The organism is Mycolicibacterium celeriflavum (assembly GCF_010731795.1).
GTDB lineage: Bacteria > Actinomycetota > Actinomycetes > Mycobacteriales > Mycobacteriaceae > Mycobacterium > Mycobacterium celeriflavum.
The window spans coordinates 4,659,585-4,680,604 of the sequence record NZ_AP022591.1 but is presented as its reverse complement, the minus strand read 5'-3'; the positions used below and the strand labels follow the sequence as shown (position 1 = coordinate 4,680,604).

Below are 21,020 nucleotides of genomic sequence, written 5' to 3'. Positions count from 1 at the left end.
CGGGCTCGGTCGGGGCCGAGACTGCCCACCCGTTTGACAGCTCCCGGCACTGAACTGCTACTGAACTCCCCTATTGTTCCCTATCGGCGGTGTTCGGTGTGCAAAGACCCGGCTATGGCCGTCTCCGGAGACGGTGGCGACGTCGCCGGCACCCAGCAGTTCGCGGTGTGGTCGTCGACCATTCCGGTCGCCTGCATCAAGGCGTAGGCGGTCGTCGGGCCGACGAAGCGGAAGCCGCGACGCTTCAGTTCCTTGGCCATCGCGGTCGACTCCGGGGTGACTGCCGGAACGTCGGCGAACCCGGCGGGCCGCGGCCGGGGCGGCGGCGCAAATGACCACAACAACTCGGCGAGCTCCACCCCGGTGTCGGCGAGGGCGACCGCGGCCCGCGCGTTGGCGATGGTGGCCTCGATCTTTGCGCGGTTGCGCACGATCCCGGCGTCGGCCATCAACCGCGCGATGTCGCGTTCGGTGTAGCGGGCGATGTGCTCGACGTCGAAGCCGTGAAACGCGCGCCGGAAGTTCTCCCGCTTGCGCAGGATCACCAGCCACGACAGCCCGCTCTGAAACGCTTCCAGGCTGACCCGTTCGAACAGCGCGCCCGAGTCACGCAGTGGTCGCCCCCACTCGGTGTCGTGATAGTCGCGATAGAGCACGAAATCGGCGGGCGCAAGCCGTGATTCGTCGATCCAGGCGCACCGGCTGCGACCGTCGGGTTCGGCGGCGAGCTCCGTCGTGGCGGTCATGATTCCGTTCCCTCCTCGGACGGCAGCGCGTGCGCACCACCCTCGACGGGCTCGTCGTCATCGATGCCATGGGTGGCGCGCAGCGTCGCGAGCTGGCCGCGAAGCTGGTCGAGCTCCTGGCCCAACCGGTCGAGCACCCAGTCCACCTCGCTGGTCTTGTAGCCGCGCAGCGTCTGGGTGAACTTGACCGCGTCGACGTCGGCGCCCGTCACACCCGATGCGGGCAGCACCGTGGCGGTGGTCTCCCGCGGCAGGGGCGGCAGCGGTTCACCGCGGCCGAACAGCACGCTGCCCACGGCGAACAACACCACAGCGATCAGGACCAGTACGACCAGATACAGCAGAACCAGGGTCACGCTGTCGATACTGCCTCAGGGCTGCGACAAAATCGGCCGACTACCCGCGGGGGCGCAGCGTCGCCATCGGTGGGCGGTCGGCGAGCGACACCGCCGAGGTCCGCGGCGTGTAGTCGTCGCCGTCGGCGAAGAACTGCGTCAGCCCTACACCGGAGTCGGGCACCCCGCACCGCGACAGCAGCGTCGCGATGACCTGCCTGCTCATCGTGGCGAGCTCGGTCAGCGGCCGGTTGCGATGCGTCCGCACGCCGAGGTTGACCTGGGCGATCCCATCCAGGCCGAGCCGGTCGTAGGCGTCGATGAGCAGCCCGATCTCCACTCCGTAGCCGGGCGCGAACGGTACGGACGTCAACAGCTCACGGGTGCCGGCGTACTCACCGCCCAGCGGTTGCAGAATGCAGCTGAGCTCGGGGCGCAGCGAGGCGAGCAGCGGCCGGGCCACCAGCTCGGTGACGCGCCCGCCACCGTTGGCGTCCTGGCTGCCGCTGACCTTCAGCGGCCTGCGGTAGAAGCCCTTGACCAGGTGCACGCCGTCGGCGGTGAGCAGCGGGCCGACCAGTTTGGGCACGAACATCGGGTCGGGGTCGATCAGGTCGGAGTCGACGAACACCACGATGTCGCCGGTGGTCGCGGCCAATGAGCGCCACAGCACCTCACCCTTCCCGGGCTGCGGGGCCACCTCGGGCAGCGCGGCCTCCCGGCTGACCACCCGGGCGCCGGCGGCCAACGCGCGGATCTCAGTGTCGTCAGTGGAACCCGAATCGAGCACGACCAGCTCGTCGACCAGCCCACCCGCCAGCGGCGCGATGGTCTCGACGACGCTGCCGACGGTGTCTTCCTCGTTCAACGCGGGCAGCACCACCGAGATGGTGCGGCCCCTCTTGGCGGCCTCGAGTTCGGCGATGGTCCACGACGGACGGTTCCAGCTGTGGTCGGCCAGCCACCGTCCAGTGCGGATCGCGGTGCCGGGCAGTTCCGGAGTGAGTGTCATGCCAGTCCCCTCACCGTGCGCGTCGGCGGCCGTCCGCCCTGGATCGACGCGACCATCTCCAGTACGCGCCGAGTCGGTGCGACCTCGTGCACCCGGAACATCGCGGCTCCGGCTGCGGCCGCCAGGGCGGTGGCTGCAAGGGTGCCCTCCAGGCGTTCGGTCAAACCCACACCCAGAGTCTCCCCGACAAAATCCTTGTTGCTCAGCGCCATCAGGACCGGCCACCCAGTTTTTACAAGCTCTTTCACGTGGCGCAACAAAATAAGACCGTGGTAAGTGTTCTTGCCGAAATCGTGGGTTGGATCGATCAGCACCGCGTCGCGCGCCACACCGGCCGCGACCGCCCGTTCGGCGGCCGCGGTCACCTCGGCGATCACGTCGTCGACGACGCCGCGTTCGGAGATCCCGTAGTTGACCCGAAATGGCCTTGTCCGCGGTTGGGCGCCTCCGGTGTGCGAGCACACCAGCCCGGCGCCGAATTCCGCGGCGACCTCGGGTAACGCGGGGTCGTGGCCGGCCCAGGTGTCGTTGATCAGGTCTGCACCGGCCGCACAGGCTTGTTTCGCGACCACCGAGCGCCAGGTGTCGACGCTGATCAGCTGGTCGGGATAGGTGCCGCGCAGCCATTCGATGAACGGCACGACGCGGGCGACTTCTTCGTCCGCATCGACGAGTCCGCCCGGTCCTGCCTTGACCCCGCCGACATCGACGACGTCGGCGCCCTCCTCGATCACCCGGTGCGCAGCGGCCTTGGCGGCGTCGTCGGTGAACGCGGCGCCGCGGTCGTAGAACGAGTCCGGCGTCCGGTTCACGATCGCCATGATCAGCGCCCGGTCACCGGCGACCGGTCGGCCGAGGAACGTCGACTGCACGCTTCCAGGCTACGGCCGGCGTGATTTGTGGAGTTCTAGCGGCGCTCACCGCCGTGTGGCTCCACAAGTCGCTAGTTTTTGGGCTTCTTTCCGTCGGCGACCTCTTTGGGGTACTCGTCGTAGAACTCGACGTAGCCCTCGTCGCGGCCGGACAGCACGTAGATCGGGTCGTCGATCTCCTCGACGTTGTAGCCCTCCTTGCGAAGGTCGACCTTCTGGCTCTTGAACGTCGACGTGTGCGCGAGCTCCTTGACCACCCGAACGAACAGCGGCACCGCATACCCGGGCAGCTTGCGGTAGGCGGCCTTGGCCAGCGCCTTGCCGTCGAATTCCTGGCCCTCCTTGAGCTGGATCGCCGCCATCCCCGCGCGGCCGCCGGTGCCTTCCACCTCGACGCCGAACACCGTGCACTCCTCGACCTGCGGGTCGGCCGAGATCGCCGACTCCACCTCGGTGGTGGCCACGTTCTCGCCCTTCCACCGGAAGGTGTCACCGAGCCGGTCGGTGAACGACGCATGCCCGAAACCCTGCGAGCGCATCAGGTCGCCGGTGTTGAACCAGACGTCGCCGTCACGAAAAGCGTTGCGCACCAACTTCTTCTCCGACTCCTTCTTGTCGGTGTAGCCGTCGAACGGCTGGAAGCTGCTCACCTTGGACAGCAGCAGCCCCGCCTCACCGTTGCGCACCTTCTTGACGCGGCCGTTGTCGTCGCGCAGCGGGTCGCCGGTCTCCGGGTCGTACTCCACGAACGCCACCGGCGTCGGGCAGATGCCGGTCGACTGCGGAACGTTGAAGACGTTGACGAACGCGGTGTTGCCCTCGCTGGCGCCGTAGAACTCGCACACCCGCTCGATGCCGAACCGCTCGGTGAAGTCGTCCCAGATCGCCGGGCGCAGACCGTTGCCGCACATCACCCGGACCTTGTGGGCGCGGTCGGTGTCCTTCTCCGGCTGGCTGAGCAGGTAGGAGCAGATCTCGCCGATGTAGACGAACGCGGTGGCGTCGTAGCGGATCACCTCGTCCCAGAACTTCGACGCCGAGAACGACTTGCCCAATGCCAGCGTGGCACCCGAGTTGAGCACCGACGACAGCGCGACCGTCAGCGCGTTGTTGTGGTACAGCGGCAGGCAGCAGTACAAGGTGTCCTTGCTGGTCAGCCGCATGCCGAGGCCGCCGAACCCGGCCAGTGCGCGCAGCCAGCGGTAGTGGGTCATCACGCTGGCCTTGGGCATGCCGGTGGTGCCCGACGTGAAGATGTAGAAGGCCTTGTCCTTGGCCAGCACCGCCGCGGTGGTGGGCGGGTTGCCGGTGGGCGCGGTGGCGGCCAGGCGCTTCAGCTCGTCGACGGTGATCAGGCCCGAGGTGTCCGCGCCGGACTCGGTGATCGGCTCGACGAAATCGGTCTCGGCGACCACGGCCTTCGCGTTCAGCAAGCCGAGGCTGTGCTCGAGCACATCGCCGCGCTGGTGGTAGTTGAGCATGCCGGCGATCGCACCGCACTTGACCGCAGCCAGCATCAGCAGCACGGATTCGGGCGAGTTGCGCAACATGATGCCGACGACGTCGCCGTGCCCGACACCGCGGGCGGCCAGCACCGCGGCATAGCGGTTCGCGGTCTCGTTGGCCTCACGGTAGGTGACCTGCTCGTCGCCGAACTTCAGGAACACCTTGTCGGCGTGGCGGGCGGCGCGCTCCTGGAACACCCTGCCGATCGACGTCTTCGCCGACGGCCGCGCGCCGAAGCCGGTGACCACGCCGCGCAGGATTGTCGGCACGTCCACGATCAGGCCCGGCATCCTGGCAGCGATGTCCAGCAACCCGACGCTGCTGCGGCCCCCCGACTTCTCGGTCATGTGCGTTCGTCCCTCCGCTTTTCGTTTGTCGCACACCCTAGTGACCCTGGTCATGCCGCGGCGCGCACGCTGCCATGGCCGACTCGACGTCGGACACGACGACCAGTCGGTCCAGTGCCTCCCGCGCGACGTAGCCGGTGTCGAGCAATCCGTGCAACCAGGCCAGCAGACCGTCGTAATGCCCGATCGGATCGAGCAGCACGACCGGTTTGGCATGCATACCCAAATAGCCCGCTGTCCAGGCTTCGAAGAACTCCTCGAGGGTGCCGATGCCGCCGGGCAGCGCGATGAACGCGTCCGCGCGTCCTTCCATCACCTGCTTGCGCTCACGCATCGTGTCCGTGACGACGAGTTCGTCGGCGTCCACGTCGGCGACCTCGCGATGCACCAGCGCTTTGGGGATGACGCCGATGGTGTGCCCCCCGCGGGATCTGGCCGCGACGGCGAGCGCCCCCATCGCCGAGACGTTTCCGCCGCCGGAGACCAGGCTCCAGCCCCGCTCGGCGATCGCCCCGCCGACCTCCTCGGCCAGCGCGAGAAGTTCGGGGTGCGCCGGCCCCGACGCGCAGTAGACGCATACCGCCCATTGACGGTCAGGTTCGCCGGACACGAGCACAACCTAGCCGGATTTAGCCGGACGACGATCAAGCGGCCCCGGCCGCGTTGTGGGGGCACCTCCCGCTTGCGGGGGAGAGTGCGGCGATCGATTTAGCCGGACGACGATCAAGCGGCCCCGGCCGCGTTGAGGAGTGCGGCGATCGATTTGGCCATAGACTCCGGCGGTGCCGATTGAGTGGGTCACCTCGCCGCCCGGACCGGCACTCGATTCGATCGGCGCCGGGCTGCGCAACCGTTCCGGTGCGGTGTTGATAGGGCCTGCCGGCGTAGGCAAGACGACGCTGGCGCGCGCGGCCGTGGACCGGTTCGGAGCGGAGTACCCACGCGTCGACTGGGTGACCGCGACCACGCCGATGGCTGCGGTGCCGTTCGCGGCGGTCAGCCACCTGATCGAGGTGCCCGAAACTGGTAAGACGGCAGACGTGTTGCGCTGTGCGCGTGAGTCTCTCGGTGACGGACGCCTGCTGGTGATCGACGACGCCCATCTGCTCGACACGCTGTCAGCGGCGCTGGTGTATCAGCTCGCGGTCGGTGCAGCCGCGAAGTTGATCGTGTCGGTGGCGCCGAACGGCGTGATGGCCGAAGGGGTCTCGGCGTTGTGGGAGGACGAGCTCGTCGAGCGCATCGGGCTGGAGCCGCCGGGTCACGACGACAGCCGGCTGGCCGCTCGGGTCGCAGAGTTCGTCGCGGCCCTGCCCACTGTCGCACACCGCGTGCTGGAGTACCTCGCAGTCGACGACCCGCTGGCCCTCGCCGAACTCGAAGCCCTCGCCGGACGCGACGCCGTCGACAACGCGTCGACTCATGGCGCAGTCGTCGTCGACGACGGCTGGGTGCGTCCGGCACATCCGCTGTTCGCCGACGCGGTGCGCAACGCGTTGGGTGGCCCGGAGCTGCGGCGGTTGCGCGGTGAGGTCGTCGACCGGCTCGCGGCGCGGGCCGGCGACACCGCGGTCGACCGGTTGCGCCGAGCGGTGCTGGCGGTCGACAGCGACAACCCGCAGCAGCCCGCCGAGGTGGCCGCGGCCGCCGCGGAGGCACTGCGGCTTGGCGATCTGGCGCTCAGCGAACGGCTCGCCCGCGCCGCGCTGCATCGCGCACCGGATCTGTCGACGCGGCTGACGCTGGGTTATGCGCTGGCTTGGCAGGGCCGGGGTCGTGACGCCGACGCGGTGCTCGCGGAGGTGGACAGCGCCGCGCTCTCGGAGGACGAGTTGATGGCATGGGCGCTGCCGCGGGCCGCGAACCAATTCTGGATGCTGTCCGAGCCGGAACGGGCGACGGCGTTCCTGCGTGCGACGCGCAATCGGGTGACGTCGCCGATGGCCCGCACCACGCTGGACGCGTTGTCGGCGACGTTCGCGATGAACGCCGGAAGCGTGTCGCGGGCCGTGGAACTCGCCGACGAGGTGCTGGCATCGCCGGCGGCCGACGACACCGCGGTCGGCTGGGCCGCGGCCGCCGCGGCGTTGAGTTCGGCGCGGACAGGCCGCTTCGCCGAGGTCGACGCGTTGGCCGACCGTGCGATCGCCGCCGGACACCCGGGGCTGCTGCGGTTCACCAGTGGCTTTGGCCAGACGACGGCGTTGGTGATGGCCGGGAAACTCGACCGGGCGCATGAGCTTGCCCGGCAACTCACCGACTTCGCGCAGCTGCAGCAACCGGGCCGGGCGATCGGCGAGGTGTTGGTGGCCGACGTGCTGATCGCCAAGGGGCAGCTCGACGACGCGGTGCGGCTGCTGCGCCGCGCGGCCTCCGTCCTGTCGCCGACCGGCTACTCGTGGGCTCCGTTGGCCTGGATGCTGCTGGCCCAGGCGCTGGGCCAGCTCGGCGCCGGCGTCGAGGCGGGAAGAGCGTTGGCGCGCGCTGAATCTCGACATGGCCTCAAGTCGATGCTGTTCGCCCCGGAGCTGGCGGTGGCGCGGGCGTGGACGATGTCGGCGCGACGCGACCGGCACGGCGCCGTCGCCGCGACCCGCGAGGCGGTGCGCAGCGCGGAGCGGGGCGGGCAGACGGCCGTCGCGTTGCGCGCCCTGCTCGACGCGGTGCGGCTGGGCGACGTGCGCGCCGGCGACGCCATCGGGCGGCTCAGCGCCGAATGCGACTGCGCGACCGGACGGTTGGCACTGGCGCACGGCCGGGCGCTCGCCGCGCGTGATGCGGCCGCGCTGGCCGAGGTGTCGCAGAGCTACGCGGCGGCCGGGTGGCACGGTGCCGCGGCCGACGCGGCCGCGCAGAGCGATGAGCACCGTTGAATTGGCGTCGGAGACGCTTCGGTCGCGGCCCTAGACTGTGACTTCGACGGAGGTGCAGATGAGCCAGTTGAATGTGCAGACCGACGGGGTCCGGTCCTACGCCCAAATCCACGACCGGGTCGCGACGGACCTGTCGCAGGTGATCGGCACCGACGCCAGTGAAGCGGCCGGTGTGCAGGCCAGCCACGGCACCATCGCCTCCGCGGTGGGCGCCGCGCTGTCGAGCGCACTCGGCACCCGACGCGGCACCGTGCAAGCCACCGCCCGGTCCGGCGAGACGATCTCCGAGCTGCTGCGCGAGGCCGCTCGCAGGTACGACGAGGGTGACCAGGCGGGCGCCGACAAGTTGCGCGCCGCCGCCGAAGCCCTGGAGTCACCACAGGGCGGTGCCGGCCGCCCTGCGGCCCCGGCCGGGCCCGCGGCAGCAACCACAAGTCCGGCGGGCGGCGATCAGATGGCCGGCCAGCTGCTCGGCCAGGTCGGCCAGCAGGTGGGGCAGGCGGTCGGCGGGCTGACGGCGTCACTGGCCGGCCTCGCGCAAGGGTTGGGCCAGGTTCCACAGCAGGTCATGCAGGCCGTGCAAGGCGCCGCCGGCTCGACGGCCGACGCCGAGACGCGCCGTGACGCGTACGACGAAGACATGCGCGACGCCGCAGACGACCGCGCTGAGGAGTCCCGGGCGCAGGATCGGACGCCGCATACCGAGCGCGCGATCGACGACCAGCCGGTCGGCCACGCTGATGCGGGCGCGGCGGCGAGCGGTCGGGCGCCGGACGTACCGGCCGAGCCACAGCGGCCGCAGCCGGCGCAGACGCGCCCGCAGGTCGACTAGCAGCCGCTATACGTTGCGGGCGATCTCGTCGTCGCCTCGTCCAGGCTCCCGCGGCGTCACCGGGACCGGGCCCGCTCCGGTGCCCTCGGGCCCGGCCGCGCCGGCCCACGGACGGTCGTCGGCGTGGTGCAGCGGTTGGCGTTCGTCACGTTCGTCACGCTCACCCGGTTCGGGTTCCCTTGCGCCGCCAGGTGTTTCGTCGCGCGGTTGCTGCGCGGTCGCGCCGGCCGGACCGGCAGCCGTGCCGCCCGAGCCCGGACCCTGACCGCCTGCGGACTGGCCGCCCGCCCCTTGAGCGCCCTGCATGGCCTGCTGCATCAGCGATCCGAACATCCCGGTCTGGCCGCCGAGCGCCTGTGCGGGCGCCCCCGCCATCTGCCCCATCTGACCGGCCTGCTGGCCGACCTGGCCGAGCATCCCGACGATCTGGCCGACCGACTGCGAACCGGCGTCTTCGGAGTTCTGATACGCGACCTGCGCGGCGCCCACCTTGCCGGAGAACGTGTTCTCCTTCGCCGACAGCGCTGCGACGTTGGCCGTCAGCTCGGCGGCCAGCGTGGGCAACACGGCCGAAATGGTGGCGCTCATCGCATCCTGCCCGGCGGGAATCATCGGGATCTCCGGCAGTTCGACCGCCGCGGCGTTCCAGCTGATGCTCTCGGGCTTTCTCAGCGGGCTGCTCATTCGCGCTCCTCGTCACCAGTCGTCATCGTCGTCTTCGTCGAGGTCATGCTCGAGCGGGTCGGGCACGATCAGGCCCGCCACGGTGCCTCCGCTGTCACCGCGCTGACCCATCATCGGGGCCATCCCGCCCATCCCGCCGCCTGCGGCGATCGGCGCGGCGCCGGCAGCCACAGCGGAGCCGGCCATCGCGCCTTCCGCGGCGGGCGCCGTGCTGACGGGCTTGCTGCCGACCAGATTCGCCATCTGCGGCGTCTGCAGAGGCGCGCCGCCGGAGCCGGGAAGCGACGCCGCGCGCACCATGCCCGAACCGCCGCCCGCACCCGATCCGCCGGCCAGCGGATGGTTGGAGAACGACGAGAACGGCAGCCCGGCGGCGCCCAGCGCGTCGGCCTTGCCGCCCTGGCCGAACATCGACGTGAGTTGCTGCAGCGGTTGCGAGAGCTGCTGAAGCTGCTGGCCCATCTGCTGGGGTAGTTGCATCAGCGACTGGCCGATCTGCATGGGCAACTGCGCGGCCATCGACCCCATCTGGCTCATCATCTGCATGGCCTGCTGCGAGCCGTCGCCGGCCTGTTTCGCGGCCTCCTCGCCGCTGTCCTCGGCTTCTTTGCCGCCCGGCACAGGCGGGGCACCGAAGAGCGGGATGCTCGGCGGTACGGCGAGGGTGCTGGCGAGTTCGGTGGTGTTGGTCGTCACGTTGGCGATGTTCTGCGACAACCCCATCTTGACGCGGCTCTGCACCAGCTCCTGTGTATTGCTGAACGGCATCGCCGCGATGGCCTCGCACTCGTGCTGGACTTCCTGCGCGATCGTGTTCGCCAGCATCTTCGTCTTGACGACGGTGGCCTCCATCGCGCGCAGCTTGACCGCGATCGCGGCCGCGTGCGCGGCATTGGCCTCGTGGCCGCCGATGATGGTGGTGGCCTCCCCCGCCGCGGCGAGCGACCCGGCGCCCTCCCACGAATCGGACATGTGCATCAGCTGGCTCTGCTGTTGTGGCACCACGCTGCCGCTGATCTTGGCGGCCAGCGCCTCAAACGACGCCGCGGCCGCGGCCAGCGTCTCCTCGTCGACGTTCGGCCAGCCGGGACCGGTCACGGTCTGCGAGCCGTACGGACTGGAATCGGGAGCGATTCCCATGATGCGACCCCCTTTCGTGACGCGCTACGGGCGTCAAATTTACCGTGCCCTCGACACCCCTCGGTGCGCTGATTCGAGGTGGCCGTCGGACAGCTGCAGCCGACGTTGCACCCCGATGTCGGCGAGGAACCGCTCGTCGTGGCTGACGACGATGAACGCGCCCCGGTAAGCGTTGAGCGCCGACTGGAGTTGCCCGACGCTGACCAAGTCGAGGTTGTTGGTCGGCTCATCGAGCAGCAGCAGTTGTGGCGCCGGTTCGGCGTAGAGCACGCAGGCCAGAGTCGCGCGTAGCCGCTCGCCGCCGGACAGCGCACCCACCCGCAGGTGGATCCGATCACCCTGAAACAGAAACTGCGCCAGCAGGTGCATACGACGGGTGTGCGAAAGGCTCGGCGCATACGCGGCCAGGCTCTCGGCGACCGTGCACCGCGGATCCAGCAGGTCGAGCCGCTGTGACAGGTATGCCACCCGACCGTCGGCGCGCTGCACCGTGCCGTCGTCAGGTTCCAGATCACCGCTGAGGATGCGCAGCAGCGTCGACTTGCCCGTCCCGTTGCGCCCGGTCAGCGCGATGCGTTCGGGACCGCGGACCGACAGGTCGACGTCCGCGAGCAGCGTCCGCCCGCCTGCGCGGGCACGTAGTCCGTTGGCGCTGAGGACAACACGTCCGGTGGGCACATCGGTATCGGGCAGATCGAGGACGAGGACGTCGTCGTCGCGCACCTCCCGCTCGGCCTCGTCGAGGCGGGCTCTGGCGTCGCTGACGCGCGCCGCGTTGACCCCATCGATGCGGCCCGCCGACTCCTGGGCCCGCCGCTTCCTCGCCCCCGCAACGATTTTCGGCAGGCCGGCGTCCTTGAGGTTGCGCGCCGCGGTACCGGCTCGCCGGGCCGCCCGCTCGCGCGCCTGCTGCCGTTCCCGCTTCTCGCGTTTGAGGTGTTGTTCGGCGCTGCGCACCTCGCTCTCGGCGACACGTTGCTGTTCGCTCACCGACTCGGCGTACATGGTGAAATTGCCGCCGTAGAAGGTGATTTCACCGTTGTGAAGCTCGGCAATGCGGTCCATCCGGTCCAGCAGCACGCGGTCGTGGCTGACCAGCAACAGGCAGCCGGTGAAGTCGCCGAGCGCGTCGTAGAGCCGGTGCCGCGCGTCGACGTCGAGGTTGTTCGTCGGCTCGTCGAGCAGCAACACATCGGGACGCTTGAGCAGCTGACCGGCGAGCCCGATGGTGACGACCTCGCCGCCGGACAACGTGCCGAGCCGCCGGCCGAGCGAGACGTGGTCGAGGCCGAGCCGGTCGAGTTGGGCCCGCGTCCGCTCCTCGATGTCCCAGTCGTCGCCGATCGTGGTGAAGAGGTCGGCGTCGGTCTCCCCGCCGGCCAGCGCGTTCAACGCCTCGACGACGGGGGCGATGTCGAGTATCTCCGCGACGGTCCGCTGGCCGTCGTACGGCAGCGTCTGGGGTAGGTAACCGAGGGTGCCGTCGACCGTGACGGCGCCGGCCGTGGGCGTGAGCTCGCCGGCGATGAGCTTGAGCAGCGCGCTCTTGCCCGCACCGTTCGGGGCGACCAGACCGGTGCGGCCCTCGCCGACGGTGAAAGACAGCTGCTCAAAGAGCGGCGTGTCGTCGGACCACGCGAAGGACAGGTTGGAACAGACGATGGAAGACATGCGTGAGATCTCTCGTACCTAGACGACTGGGGACACCGGAGTCGTCGTCTCACCGCATGAATCCAGAGTAGGCGCGCGGTCAAGCGGTTATATACCGGCGCAGCATGTCGGTCGTCGCGGTGATCTTCTCGACCTCTACACGCTCGTCGGCGCGGTGCGCGAGGTTCGGGTCGCCCGGCCCGTAGTTGACCGCCGGGATACCGAGCGCGGCGAACCGCGACACGTCGGTCCACCCGTACTTCGCGCGCACCTGGCCACCGGCGGCGGCCACCAGCGCGGCAGCAGCGGGCCTGGTCAATCCGGGCAGCGCGCCGGCTGCCGAGTCGGTCAGCTCGATCTGCACGTCGAGTCCGCCAAACACCTCGTGCACATGTTGCAGCGCATCGGCGACGCTGCGGTTCGGAGCGAACCGGAAGTTGACCGTCACGGACGCGGCATCGGGGATCACGTTGCCCGCGATGCCGCCGTCGATGCGCACCGCCGACAACCCTTCGCGGTAGGTGCAGCCGTCGATTTCCACGCTGCGGGCCTGATACGACGCGAGCCGGTCCAGTACAGCGCCGAGCTTGTGAATCGCGTTGTCCCCCAACCAGGAACGCGCGGAGTGGGCGCGGGTGCCCGTTGCGTTGACCACCACACGCAGTGTGCCCTGGCAGCCGGCCTCGATGTAGCCGCCGGACGGCTCGCCGAGGATGGCGACGTCGGCCTGCAGCCATTCGGGCAGTTCCCGCTCGATGCGGCCCAGGCCGTTGGCGGACGCCTCGATCTCCTCGCAGTCATACATCACCAGCGTGATGTCGTGGGTCGGCGCCGTCACGGTGGCGGCCAGATGCAGGAACACCGCGTCGCCGGATTTCATGTCCGACGTGCCGCAGCCGTGCAGTTCGCCGTCGACGAGGCGGCTCGGCAGGTTGTCGGCGGCAGGGACCGTGTCGAGGTGGCCGGCGAGCAACACCCGCGACGGCAGGCCCAGGTTCGTGCGGGCCAGCACGGCGTCGGCGTTGCGGACGACCTCAAGGGAGGTCTGCTCACGCAGCGCGGCCTCGACCTCGTCGGCGATGCGCTTCTCGTTGCGCGACTCGCTGGGGATGTCCACCAAGGCGGCGGTCAACGCGACCGGGTCACCGTGCAGGTCGAGGCTCACGGGCTCGACGTTAGTCTTACCCGTGTGACTTCTGCTGCAGGTATCGGGCTGGCGACCATCGCCGCCGCCGGATCGGTCCTCGACACATGGTTTCCAGCACCCGAACTCGGCGCCGACGGCCCGTCGGGCACCACTCGCCTTTCGGTGGCTGAGGTCCCGCCCGAGTTCGCCGAGCTGACAGGTCGCGACGACGACCGCGGGGTCCACGTCGTGGTGGTCCGCACCGTCATCGGGTCGCTGGAGGACAAAGCGGCCGATGCCTATGACGCCTATCTGCGGCTGCACCTGCTGTCGCACCGGCTGGTGGCGCCGCACGGCCTGAACGCCGACGGTTTCTTCGGCGTGCTGACCAACGTGGTGTGGACCAACCACGGGCCGTGTGCGGTGGAGGGTTTCGAGAGCGTGCGGGCGCGACTGCGCAAGCGCGGGCCGGTGACGGTCTACGGCGTCGACAAGTTCCCTCGGATGGTCGACTACGTGTTGCCGGCTGGGGTGCGGGTGGCTGACGCCGACCGGGTGCGGCTCGGGGCCCACCTCGCGGCCGGCACCACGGTCATGCATGAGGGCTTCGTCAACTTCAACGCCGGCACGCTGGGCAGCTCGATGGTCGAGGGGCGGATCTCGGCGGGCGTCGTCGTCGGAGACGGGTCCGATGTCGGCGGCGGCGCGTCGATCATGGGCACGTTGTCCGGCGGTGGCACCGAGGTGATTTCCGTCGGCGAGCGCTGCTTGCTCGGAGCCAATGCGGGGCTCGGCATTTCGCTCGGTGACGACTGTGTGGTCGAGGCCGGTCTCTACGTCACGGCGGGCACCAAGGTGCAGACCGGCGACGGTCAGACGGTCAAGGCGCGGGAGTTGTCGGGCGCGAACAACCTGTTGTTCCGGCGTAATTCGCTGTCGGGCGCCGTCGAGGTGGTCAAGCGCGACGGCACCGGCATCACGCTGAACGAAGCACTACACCAGAACTGACCTGCCCCCTCTTTTTTCCGCGTGGGCCCACGCGCAAGCTGGGGACGTGCGTGTTTGCACACGACACGCCGCGCAAATTCCGCTCTTTGCGCACCCTCGTCGGGTTGCGAACGTGCTCAACCCGCCGCCGCGTTCGGCTTCAGCGGCGGACAGCGCCCGTCGACAGCGGCCAGTTCGAAGTGCCATATCTCGTTCGCATAGATCTGACAGAGCCCGAACTTGCGCCCGTTGGCGATCAGCCACCTGTCGGCCTCGACCGGCGCGATGTCCACGGCTTCGCCGGTGACGTGTTTCGACTTCTCTGGGGATGCTACGAATTCCCTTGCCACGTCCACACTTCCGTATCGGTCGACACCGTCGGCGAAGAGCCGCTCCTGAAATCCCTTCGATCGCCAACCCGAGTTGATGCGGATCTCGATGCCCTCGGCTCGAGCCCGACGGGCCGCCTCTTGGACCGCCGCGAGCAGTTCGGGGTCCAGCCAGCCGACGATCGGGTCGTCCACGTCAAACGGGCTCAGCGTCGTGCCCTCGGGAAGCCAACCGCCGACGGTGTCCTGCGCGGCCGGTCCGATGCTCAGCGGTTCCTGACCGACGGCGGGTCCTGGAGTCGGCGCCGGTTCGGGTGTGCTGCACGCGGCAATTGCGCACACTGAAGCGAGCGCGAGCGTGCACATGAGGCTGATTTTTCGCGGCGTGTCGTGTGCAAACACGCACGCTCGCGCAGAACAAGAGGTCAGGGGGCGGCGAGGATGCAGAATTCGTTTCCTTCCGGATCGGCCAGTACGACCCAGCTTTCGTCGCCCTGACCGATGTCGACGCGCCGAGCACCTAGGCCGATGACACGCTCGACCTCGGCGCGCTGATCGTCGGGACGGAAGTCGAAGTGGATCCGGTTCTTGACGACCTTGTCATCGGGCACTGCCAGAAACAACCAGTTCGGACCCGCCCCGGGCGGCGCGTGCAGCACCACGTCGCCGTCGTCGTCGATCTCGTGTGCCCAGCCGAGTACCTGCGACCACCACCGCCCCAGCGCGGACGCGTCGTGCGAGTCGATGCAGATCTCGTCGAACCTGAGCGTCATCCTGACAACTCCTTCTTGAGCACCTTCCCCATGGCGTTGCGCGGCAGCTCCTTGACCAGCCGCACCTCGCGCGGACGCTTGTGCGCCGAAAGTTCCTGCGCCACATAGTCGATGAGCGCCTTGGCGGTGGCGTCACCCACGACGAACGCAACGATTCGCTGCCCCAGGTCGTCGTCGGGAACACCGACGACGGCCGCTTCCCGCACCCCGGGGTGTCCGAGCAGCGCGGCCTCGATCTCACCGGCGCCGACACGAAAGCCGCCCGTCTTGATCAGGTCGACGGACTCGCGACCGACGATGCGGTGCATCCCGTCAGGCCCCACGACCGCGACGTCGCCGGTGCGGTACCAGCCGTCGGCGTCGACCGCCTCGGCGGTGGCGTCGGGGCGGTTGAGGTAACCGTCGAACAGCGTGGGACCGCGAACGTGCAGGCGCCCAATGGTTTCCCCGTCGTGCGGGACAGCGCCACCGTGCTCGCCGACCAGCCGCGTCTCGACACCGGTCAGCGGTAGACCCACCCAACCGGGCCTGCGTTCACCGTCGGCCCGGGTGCTGATCGTGATCAGCGACTCGGTCGAGCCATAGCGTTCGACCGGCCGGTGTCCGGTCAACTCAACCACCTTGTCGAACACCGGTACCGGCAGCGGCGCGCTGCCCGATACCAGCAGCCGCGCCGACCGCAGCGCCGTGGCCGACGCGCGGTCGTCGGCCACCCTCGACCACACGGTCGGCACGCCGAAGTACAACGAGCCGCCGGCCGCCGCATACGCCTGCGGGCTCGGTTTTCCGGTGTGCACGAACCGATTCCCGATCCGCAGCGAGCCAAGCAGGCCCAGCACCAGCCCGTGCACGTGGTACAGCGGCAGGCCGTGCACCAGGATGTCATCGGCCGTCCACTGCCAGGCCTCGGCAAGCGCGTCGATGTCGGCGGCGATGGCGCGGCGGCTCAGCACGACGCCCTTGGGTGGGCCGGTCGTGCCCGAGGTGTAGATGATCAACGCCGTCGAGTCGGCGGGCGGTTCGGCGTAGCGGTGCCACGAGCGGGCGTGCAGCCGAACCGGCACGTGTTGCAGGCCGTCGGTCTCGGCCGGCTTGTCCCCCAGCCACGCCTGCGCGCCGGAGTCGGTCAGGATGTGCCGGCGTTCGGCGGCGCCGACGTCGGCGGGCACCGGCACGACGGGCACCCCGGCGATCAGGCAACCGGTCACCGCCAGCACGGTCGACACGGTCGGGGTGGCCAGCACCGCGACCCTGCGCGCACCCCCCACCCGCTCGGCGACAGACGTGGCGGCCCCGACCAGATCGCTGCGGCTCAGCACCGCCCCGTCGATACGGACCGCGTCTGCGATGTCGGCGCCGCCCGCCACCGCGGCGGGGTTCAGCGAAGCCAGCAGCATGGTTAGCGAGGTTACCCACAACCGCTCGGCGATACTGGCTCGCGTGACTCACATTGAGCGGCTGGCGACGCGCGAGGTCTACCGGAACAACTGGATGACGCTGCGTGAGGACGACATCCGCAGGCCCGACGGCAGCGACGGCATCTATGCGGTCGTCGACAAGCCGACGTACGCATTGGTGATCGCCCGGGACGGTGACCGGTTTCGGCTCGTCGAGCAGTTCCGCTACCCGCTGGGCATGCGGCGCTGGGAGTTCCCGCAGGGCACCGCGCCCGAGCGGCGGCACCTCGAGCCGACCGACCTGGCAGCACGCGAACTGCGCGAGGAGACCGGACTGCGGGCGTCGCAGCTGACCGCCCTTGGCCGGCTCGACGTGGCGCCCGGGATGAGCAGCCAACGCGGCTGGGTGTTTCTGGCGACGGGCATCACCGAGGGCGAACACGACCGCGAGCACGAGGAGCAGGACATGCACAGCGAATGGTTCAGCCGCGCCGAGGTGGAGCAGATGATGCGGGACGGCGTCATCACCGACGCCCAGTCGATCGCCGCGTGGGCGCTGCTGCTGCTCTCCGAGCGCTGACCGATCCGAGCCGAGGCGATGAGTTTCGAACCGAATGGGGGTCTGTCTCGTTGTAACCAGTAAGACGAACGGAAAGGGGTGACACGATGACCGCGCTCTACGGGATGATGGCGATGATGCCCCTGTTGTTCGGCGGCGCCGGCTACGTTCTCGTGGCCTCGGCGGGCTGCGACGAAACCCGGAAGCGCCCGCCACGGTGAGTGACGACGACGCCATCCGCGAGCTCATCGTCCGGTGGGCGGAGGCGGTTCACACCGGTGACCTGGATTCCGTTGTGGCCGATCATGACCCGGACATCGTGATGTTCGACGTGCCACCGCCGCACCGCGGGGTGCGCGGTATCGTCGAGTACCGGGACTCTTGGCCGCCGTTCTTCGAATGGCAACGACAGGGCGCGGTGTTCGAGATCGTCGAACTCGACCTCACCGTGGGAAACGACGTCGCCCTCGCGTGGGCGCTGCTGCGCTGCGGCAAGCCCGCCGACCTGGCGGCCGACCCCGAGAGCCGGCTACGGCTGACCATCGGATTGCGCAAGCGCGACGGTCGCTGGGTCGTCACCCATGAGCACCACTCGTTCGCCGATACGGATCCGTGATGGTCTCGTAGCCGTCGGCAAACCGTGTCGTGACGCTTTCGGGCGGTTGGCCGATTACTGTTTCTGCCATGTCTGCCCGCCGTCTGACCAGCGCGCTGTTCGGCATGACTTGTGCTGCGGCGACGAGCTTTTCGGTGCTGCCGTCGGCCGTCGCAGCGAACCCGGCCTGGAATGGGCGCTATGAGATCGTCACCTACGCATCGGACAAAATGGGCAGCAGTATCGCCGCCGCTCAGGCCGAACCCGACTTCAGCGCGCAGTACGTTCTGGTGACCGACTGCTCGACGGGACTGTGCGTGGCCACCGTCGTGGAGGGACCGGCGCCCAGCAACCCGACCATCCCCCAACCGGTCCGCTACACCTGGGACGGCTCACGGTGGCAGTACGCGTACAACTGGCAGTGGGAATGCTTCCGCGGCGACGGCGCGCCCAGCGAGTACGCCCCAGCGCGGTCGCGAGTGTTCTACGCCCCCGACATCGACGGATCACTGTTCGGGACCTGGCGCACCGAGATTCTGGCCGGTACGTGCCGCGGGACCGTCGTGATGCCCGTCGCCGCCCGCCCCGTCTAGCTCGACCCGCGTTCGGTCAGCGCCCGCACGAAGAACGCCAAGTTGGCGGGACGTTCGGCGAGCCTACGCACGAAGTAGCCGTACCACTGGGTGCCGAACGGCACGTAAACCCGCACATGGTCGCCCGCGTCGGCGAGCCTGCGCTGCTCGGCGTCGCGAATGCCGTACAGCATCTGGAATTCGAAATCGTCACGGCCGCGGTTGTTCTCACGCACCAGTGCCGGAACCGCGGCGATGACGGCGGGATCGTGGGAGGCGACCATCGGATAGCCGTCGCCGGCCATCAGCACCCGCAGGCAGCGCAGGTACGAGTCGGTGACGTCGTGGCGGTCGCGGTAGGCCACTGACGCCGGCTCGTGGTAAGCGCCTTTGCACAGGCGAATCCGCGCGCAGGACGCGGTGAACTCCTCACAGTCGGCCAGGGTTCGCTTCAGGTAGGCCTGCAGAGCCGTTCCCAGCCAACCGAACTCGGTGCGCAGATCGCGCACGATCGACAGTGTCGAGTCGGTGGTGGTGTGGTCTTCGGCGTCGACCGTCACCCATACCCCGGCTCGCTGTGCCCGCTCGCAGATGGTGTGGGCGTTCTCCAGCGCGATCTTTTCCCCGTCGCGGGCCAGCGCCTGCCCGAGCGCCGACAGCTTCACCGATACCTCGAGCGGCGGCACCCCCGGTCGCCGTTCCCCGCGCCGCGCGAGGCCGTCGAGCAGCCTCAGATACGCCTCGACGTTCGCGCTCGCCGCGTCGACGTCGGTGACGTCCTCACCGAGGTAATCGATCGACACCAGGCGGTTCGAGTCACGCAGCCGCGCAACGGAGTCGAGCACCTCAGGCACCGTTTCCCCCGGGACGAACCTGTGCACGACGTCGCGCGTCAGGGGCAGCCGTTCGGCGGCCCTGCGCAGACCGTCGCGTCGACCGGCGGCCATGATCGCCGGACGCACCACGCGCTCGAAAACGCGCATTCAGACCCCCATGTGGGGATAGTTGTGATCGGTGGGCGGCACGAAGGTCTCCTTGATCGAGCGCGCCGAGGTCCACCGCAGCAGGTTCAGCGCCGAACCGGCCTTGTCGTTGGTGCCCGAGGCCCGCGAGCCGCCGAACGGCTGTTGCCCGACGACCGCGCCGGTGGGCTTGTCGTTGACGTAGAAGTTGCCCGCCGCGTGGCGAAGTCGCCGTTGGGCCTGCAGCACCGCAGCGCGGTCATCGGCGATCACGGCGCCGGTCAGCGCGTACTTGACGCCGGTTTCGACGACGTCGAGGATGCGGTCGTAGTCGTCGTCGGGGTAGACGTGGACTGCGAGGATCGGCCCGAAGTACTCGGTGCAGAACGCCTCGTCGGTCGGGTCGTCGGACAACAGGACGGTCGGCCGCACGAAATAGCCTTCGCTGTCGTCGTATTCGCCTCCGACGGCGATCGTCACGTGGGCGTTCTTCGCTCTCTCGATAGCCTTGACGTTCTTGGCGAAGGCTCGGTCGTCGATCAGCGCGCCGCCGAAATTCGACAGGTCGGCGACGTCACCGTAGCGCAGCTCTTCGGTCGCCGACAGGAAGTCGTCGCCCATCTGCTGCCAAACCGAGCGCGGGATGAACGCTCGCGACGCCGCCGAGCACTTCTGCCCCTGGTAGTCGAAGGCGCCGCGGATCAGCGCGGTCCTCAGGACGTCGGGGCGCGCGCTGGTATGCGCGACGACGAAGTCCTTGCCGCCGGTCTCGCCGACGAGTCGCGGATAGCCGTGGTAGCGGTCGATGTTGGTGCCGACCTCCCGCCACAGGTGCTGGAACGTCCTTGTCGACCCGGTGAAGTGGATGCCCGCCAGCCGCGGATCGGCCAGCGCCACCTCGGAAACCGCCACCCCATCGCCAGTGAGCAGGTTGATCACACCGGGCGGCAGTCCGGCGGCCTCCAACAGTTGCATGGTCAGGGAAGCCGCGAACGTCTGCGTGGGCGAGGGCTTCCACACAACGGTGTTGCCCATCAGCGCGGGTGCCGTCGGTAGGTTGCCCGCGATCGCGGTGAAGTTGAACGGGGTGATCGCATAGACGAATCCGTCCAGCGGCCGGTAGTCGGTCCGGTTTCGGACGCCGCGCACGCTGATCGGTTGCTGGGCAAGGATTCCGCGCGCGAAGGCGACGTTGAACCGCCAGAAGTCGATCAGTTCGCACGCCGCGTCGATCTCGGCCTGGTACGCCGACTTGGACTGGCCGAGCATGGTGGCGGCGCAGATCTTCTCGCGCCACGGCCCTGCGAGCAGCTCGGCTGCACGCAGGAGCACCGCCGCGCGGTCGTCGAACGGGGTGGCCTCCCAGTCCGCTTTGGCTGCCATCGCGGCGTCGATGGCGGCGACGGCGTCGGCGTGCGTGGCGTTGGTGAGGGTGCCGAGCCGCCCAGCCGGGTCAGAGTGGCGGTGCGGCTGCACCACGTCGACACGGTCACCGTCACCCATGCGGCGCCGGCCGCCGATGACGTGCGGCAGGTCCACCGGATCGGCGGCGACGGATCTCAGAGCTTCCAGAAGCCGGGTGCGCTCACCCGAACCAGGCGCATAGTCGCGTACCGGCTCGTTGGCCGGAAGGGGCACGTCGATGATGGCGTCCATGCCGAAATGATGCTCGGATGCCACGCCCCTGCCGATGGTCGATCCGACAAGACGGCTGCCGGTCTAT

21 protein-coding genes are annotated in these 21,020 nt (G+C 69.3%); 6 read left to right on the top strand and 15 right to left on the bottom strand.

Annotation, left to right across the window (positions count from 1 at the left end; all coding sequences use genetic code 11):
* Positions 1-80: 80 nt before the first annotated feature.
* From G6N18_RS22515 to G6N18_RS22490, 6 genes are all read right to left on the bottom strand, one after another.
* Complete coding sequence (locus G6N18_RS22515; protein WP_083001829.1) at positions 81-746, bottom strand: DNA-3-methyladenine glycosylase I; 666 nt, start codon at positions 744-746, stop codon at positions 81-83.
* The gene (locus tag G6N18_RS22510; RefSeq protein ID WP_067221752.1) at positions 743-1,102 is read right to left on the bottom strand and encodes a DivIVA domain-containing protein; all 360 of its coding nucleotides are present in this window, start codon (positions 1,100-1,102) and stop codon (positions 743-745) included. The genes G6N18_RS22515 and G6N18_RS22510 overlap by 4 nt, the downstream gene beginning before the upstream one ends.
* A 40-nt stretch (positions 1,103-1,142) precedes the next feature.
* Positions 1,143-2,093, bottom strand: coding sequence for a glucosyl-3-phosphoglycerate synthase (locus tag G6N18_RS22505; protein WP_083001827.1), 951 nt, complete (start codon positions 2,091-2,093; stop codon positions 1,143-1,145).
* Complete coding sequence (gene folP, locus G6N18_RS22500) at positions 2,090-2,965, bottom strand: dihydropteroate synthase (RefSeq protein WP_083001825.1); 876 nt, start codon at positions 2,963-2,965, stop codon at positions 2,090-2,092. The genes G6N18_RS22505 and folP overlap by 4 nt, the downstream gene beginning before the upstream one ends.
* Positions 2,966-3,036: 71 nt before the next feature.
* A complete protein-coding gene (gene fadD6, locus G6N18_RS22495) occupies positions 3,037-4,818 on the bottom strand; it encodes a long-chain-acyl-CoA synthetase FadD6 (protein WP_083001824.1) in 1,782 nt (593 codons plus the stop codon).
* 37 nt (positions 4,819-4,855) lie between these two features.
* On the bottom strand, positions 4,856-5,428 hold the full coding sequence (locus G6N18_RS22490; protein ID WP_083001906.1) for a cytokinin riboside 5'-monophosphate phosphoribohydrolase: 573 nt from the start codon (positions 5,426-5,428) through the stop codon (positions 4,856-4,858).
* A 172-nt stretch (positions 5,429-5,600) separates the two neighbouring features.
* Between G6N18_RS22490 and G6N18_RS22485 the strand changes: the two genes are divergently transcribed.
* Positions 5,601-7,691 carry an AAA family ATPase gene (locus G6N18_RS22485; RefSeq protein WP_083001822.1) on the top strand — a complete coding sequence of 697 codons (2,091 nt, stop codon included), beginning with the start codon at positions 5,601-5,603 and terminating at the stop codon, positions 7,689-7,691.
* 58 nt (positions 7,692-7,749) lie between these two features.
* Positions 7,750-8,523, top strand: coding sequence for an ESX-1 secretion-associated protein (locus G6N18_RS22480; RefSeq protein WP_083001820.1), 774 nt, complete (start codon positions 7,750-7,752; stop codon positions 8,521-8,523).
* A gap of 6 nt (positions 8,524-8,529) precedes the next feature.
* On the opposite strand, the gene G6N18_RS22475 is transcribed toward G6N18_RS22480, so the two are convergent.
* From G6N18_RS22475 to dapE, 4 genes are all read right to left on the bottom strand, one after another.
* The gene (locus G6N18_RS22475; protein ID WP_083001818.1) at positions 8,530-9,207 is read right to left on the bottom strand and encodes a hypothetical protein; all 678 of its coding nucleotides are present in this window, start codon (positions 9,205-9,207) and stop codon (positions 8,530-8,532) included.
* A gap of 12 nt (positions 9,208-9,219) precedes the next feature.
* A complete protein-coding gene (locus tag G6N18_RS22470; protein ID WP_083001816.1) occupies positions 9,220-10,347 on the bottom strand; it encodes a hypothetical protein in 1,128 nt (375 codons plus the stop codon).
* A 39-nt stretch (positions 10,348-10,386) separates the two neighbouring features.
* Positions 10,387-12,018 carry an ABC-F family ATP-binding cassette domain-containing protein gene (locus G6N18_RS22465; RefSeq protein WP_083001814.1) on the bottom strand — a complete coding sequence of 544 codons (1,632 nt, stop codon included), beginning with the start codon at positions 12,016-12,018 and terminating at the stop codon, positions 10,387-10,389.
* Positions 12,019-12,097: 79 nt separating this feature from the next.
* Positions 12,098-13,162: a succinyl-diaminopimelate desuccinylase gene (gene dapE, locus G6N18_RS22460; protein ID WP_083001812.1), complete on the bottom strand. Its 1,065-nt coding sequence runs from the start codon at positions 13,160-13,162 to the stop codon at positions 12,098-12,100.
* A gap of 24 nt (positions 13,163-13,186) precedes the next feature.
* Here dapE and dapD point away from each other — a divergent pair, with 24 nt between their 5' ends.
* On the top strand, positions 13,187-14,131 hold the full coding sequence (gene dapD / locus G6N18_RS22455) for a 2,3,4,5-tetrahydropyridine-2,6-dicarboxylate N-succinyltransferase (RefSeq protein ID WP_083001810.1): 945 nt from the start codon (positions 13,187-13,189) through the stop codon (positions 14,129-14,131).
* Positions 14,132-14,247: 116 nt separating this feature from the next.
* Here the strand turns inward: dapD and G6N18_RS22450 are convergent, their stop codons facing one another.
* The 3 genes from G6N18_RS22450 to G6N18_RS22440 are packed head-to-tail and all read right to left on the bottom strand — an operon-like array spanning position 14,248 to position 16,609.
* Complete coding sequence (locus tag G6N18_RS22450) at positions 14,248-14,805, bottom strand: M15 family metallopeptidase (RefSeq protein WP_083001808.1); 558 nt, start codon at positions 14,803-14,805, stop codon at positions 14,248-14,250.
* Positions 14,806-14,864: 59 nt separating this feature from the next.
* Complete coding sequence (locus G6N18_RS22445) at positions 14,865-15,212, bottom strand: VOC family protein (RefSeq protein ID WP_067221720.1); 348 nt, start codon at positions 15,210-15,212, stop codon at positions 14,865-14,867.
* Complete coding sequence (locus tag G6N18_RS22440) at positions 15,209-16,609, bottom strand: acyl-CoA synthetase (protein WP_083001806.1); 1,401 nt, start codon at positions 16,607-16,609, stop codon at positions 15,209-15,211. The genes G6N18_RS22445 and G6N18_RS22440 overlap by 4 nt, the downstream gene beginning before the upstream one ends.
* A gap of 94 nt (positions 16,610-16,703) precedes the next feature.
* On the opposite strand from G6N18_RS22440, the gene G6N18_RS22435 reads away from it, so the two are divergent.
* The 3 genes from G6N18_RS22435 to G6N18_RS22425 all read left to right on the top strand — a co-directional run bounded on the left by G6N18_RS22435 (position 16,704) and on the right by G6N18_RS22425 (position 18,356).
* Entirely contained in the window at positions 16,704-17,189 is a 486-nt protein-coding gene (locus G6N18_RS22435; RefSeq protein WP_407663587.1) for an NUDIX domain-containing protein, read from the top strand.
* A gap of 196 nt (positions 17,190-17,385) precedes the next feature.
* On the top strand, positions 17,386-17,784 hold the full coding sequence (locus G6N18_RS22430; protein WP_083001804.1) for a nuclear transport factor 2 family protein: 399 nt from the start codon (positions 17,386-17,388) through the stop codon (positions 17,782-17,784).
* A 68-nt stretch (positions 17,785-17,852) separates the two neighbouring features.
* Positions 17,853-18,356 (top strand): Rv2253 family sensor-like surface protein, encoded by a 504-nt coding sequence (locus tag G6N18_RS22425; RefSeq protein WP_067221712.1) that lies wholly within the window; start codon positions 17,853-17,855, stop codon positions 18,354-18,356.
* Here the strand turns inward: G6N18_RS22425 and G6N18_RS22420 are convergent.
* The gene (locus G6N18_RS22420; RefSeq protein ID WP_083001802.1) at positions 18,353-19,318 is read right to left on the bottom strand and encodes a proline dehydrogenase family protein; all 966 of its coding nucleotides are present in this window, start codon (positions 19,316-19,318) and stop codon (positions 18,353-18,355) included. The genes G6N18_RS22425 and G6N18_RS22420 overlap by 4 nt on opposite strands.
* Positions 19,319-20,953 carry an L-glutamate gamma-semialdehyde dehydrogenase gene (pruA, locus tag G6N18_RS22415; protein WP_083001904.1) on the bottom strand — a complete coding sequence of 545 codons (1,635 nt, stop codon included), beginning with the start codon at positions 20,951-20,953 and terminating at the stop codon, positions 19,319-19,321.
* Positions 20,954-21,020 lie beyond the last annotated feature (67 nt).

Excerpts from the sequence above, each read along its gene's own strand:
- G6N18_RS22470 (WP_083001816.1), bottom strand. The coding sequence starts at position 10,347 with ATGGGAATCGCTCCCGATTCCAGTCCGTACGGCTCGCAGACCGTGACC.
- G6N18_RS22465 (WP_083001814.1), bottom strand. The coding sequence starts at position 12,018 with ATGTCTTCCATCGTCTGTTCCAACCTGTCCTTCGCGTGGTCCGACGAC.
- G6N18_RS22440 (WP_083001806.1), bottom strand. The coding sequence starts at position 16,609 with ATGCTGCTGGCTTCGCTGAACCCCGCCGCGGTGGCGGGCGGCGCCGAC.
- fadD6 (WP_083001824.1), bottom strand. The coding sequence starts at position 4,818 with ATGACCGAGAAGTCGGGGGGCCGCAGCAGCGTCGGGTTGCTGGACATC.
- G6N18_RS22450 (WP_083001808.1), bottom strand. The coding sequence starts at position 14,805 with ATGTGCACGCTCGCGCTCGCTTCAGTGTGCGCAATTGCCGCGTGCAGC.
- G6N18_RS22435 (WP_407663587.1), top strand. The coding sequence starts at position 16,704 with ATGACGCTGCGTGAGGACGACATCCGCAGGCCCGACGGCAGCGACGGC.
- G6N18_RS22425 (WP_067221712.1), top strand. The coding sequence starts at position 17,853 with ATGTCTGCCCGCCGTCTGACCAGCGCGCTGTTCGGCATGACTTGTGCT.
- G6N18_RS22445 (WP_067221720.1), bottom strand. The coding sequence starts at position 15,212 with ATGACGCTCAGGTTCGACGAGATCTGCATCGACTCGCACGACGCGTCC.
- G6N18_RS22505 (WP_083001827.1), bottom strand. The coding sequence starts at position 2,093 with ATGACACTCACTCCGGAACTGCCCGGCACCGCGATCCGCACTGGACGG.
- G6N18_RS22420 (WP_083001802.1), bottom strand. The coding sequence starts at position 19,318 with ATGCGCGTTTTCGAGCGCGTGGTGCGTCCGGCGATCATGGCCGCCGGT.
- G6N18_RS22475 (WP_083001818.1), bottom strand. The coding sequence starts at position 9,207 with ATGAGCAGCCCGCTGAGAAAGCCCGAGAGCATCAGCTGGAACGCCGCG.
- G6N18_RS22515 (WP_083001829.1), bottom strand. The coding sequence starts at position 746 with ATGACCGCCACGACGGAGCTCGCCGCCGAACCCGACGGTCGCAGCCGG.
- G6N18_RS22480 (WP_083001820.1), top strand. The coding sequence starts at position 7,750 with ATGAGCCAGTTGAATGTGCAGACCGACGGGGTCCGGTCCTACGCCCAA.
- pruA (WP_083001904.1), bottom strand. The coding sequence starts at position 20,953 with ATGGACGCCATCATCGACGTGCCCCTTCCGGCCAACGAGCCGGTACGC.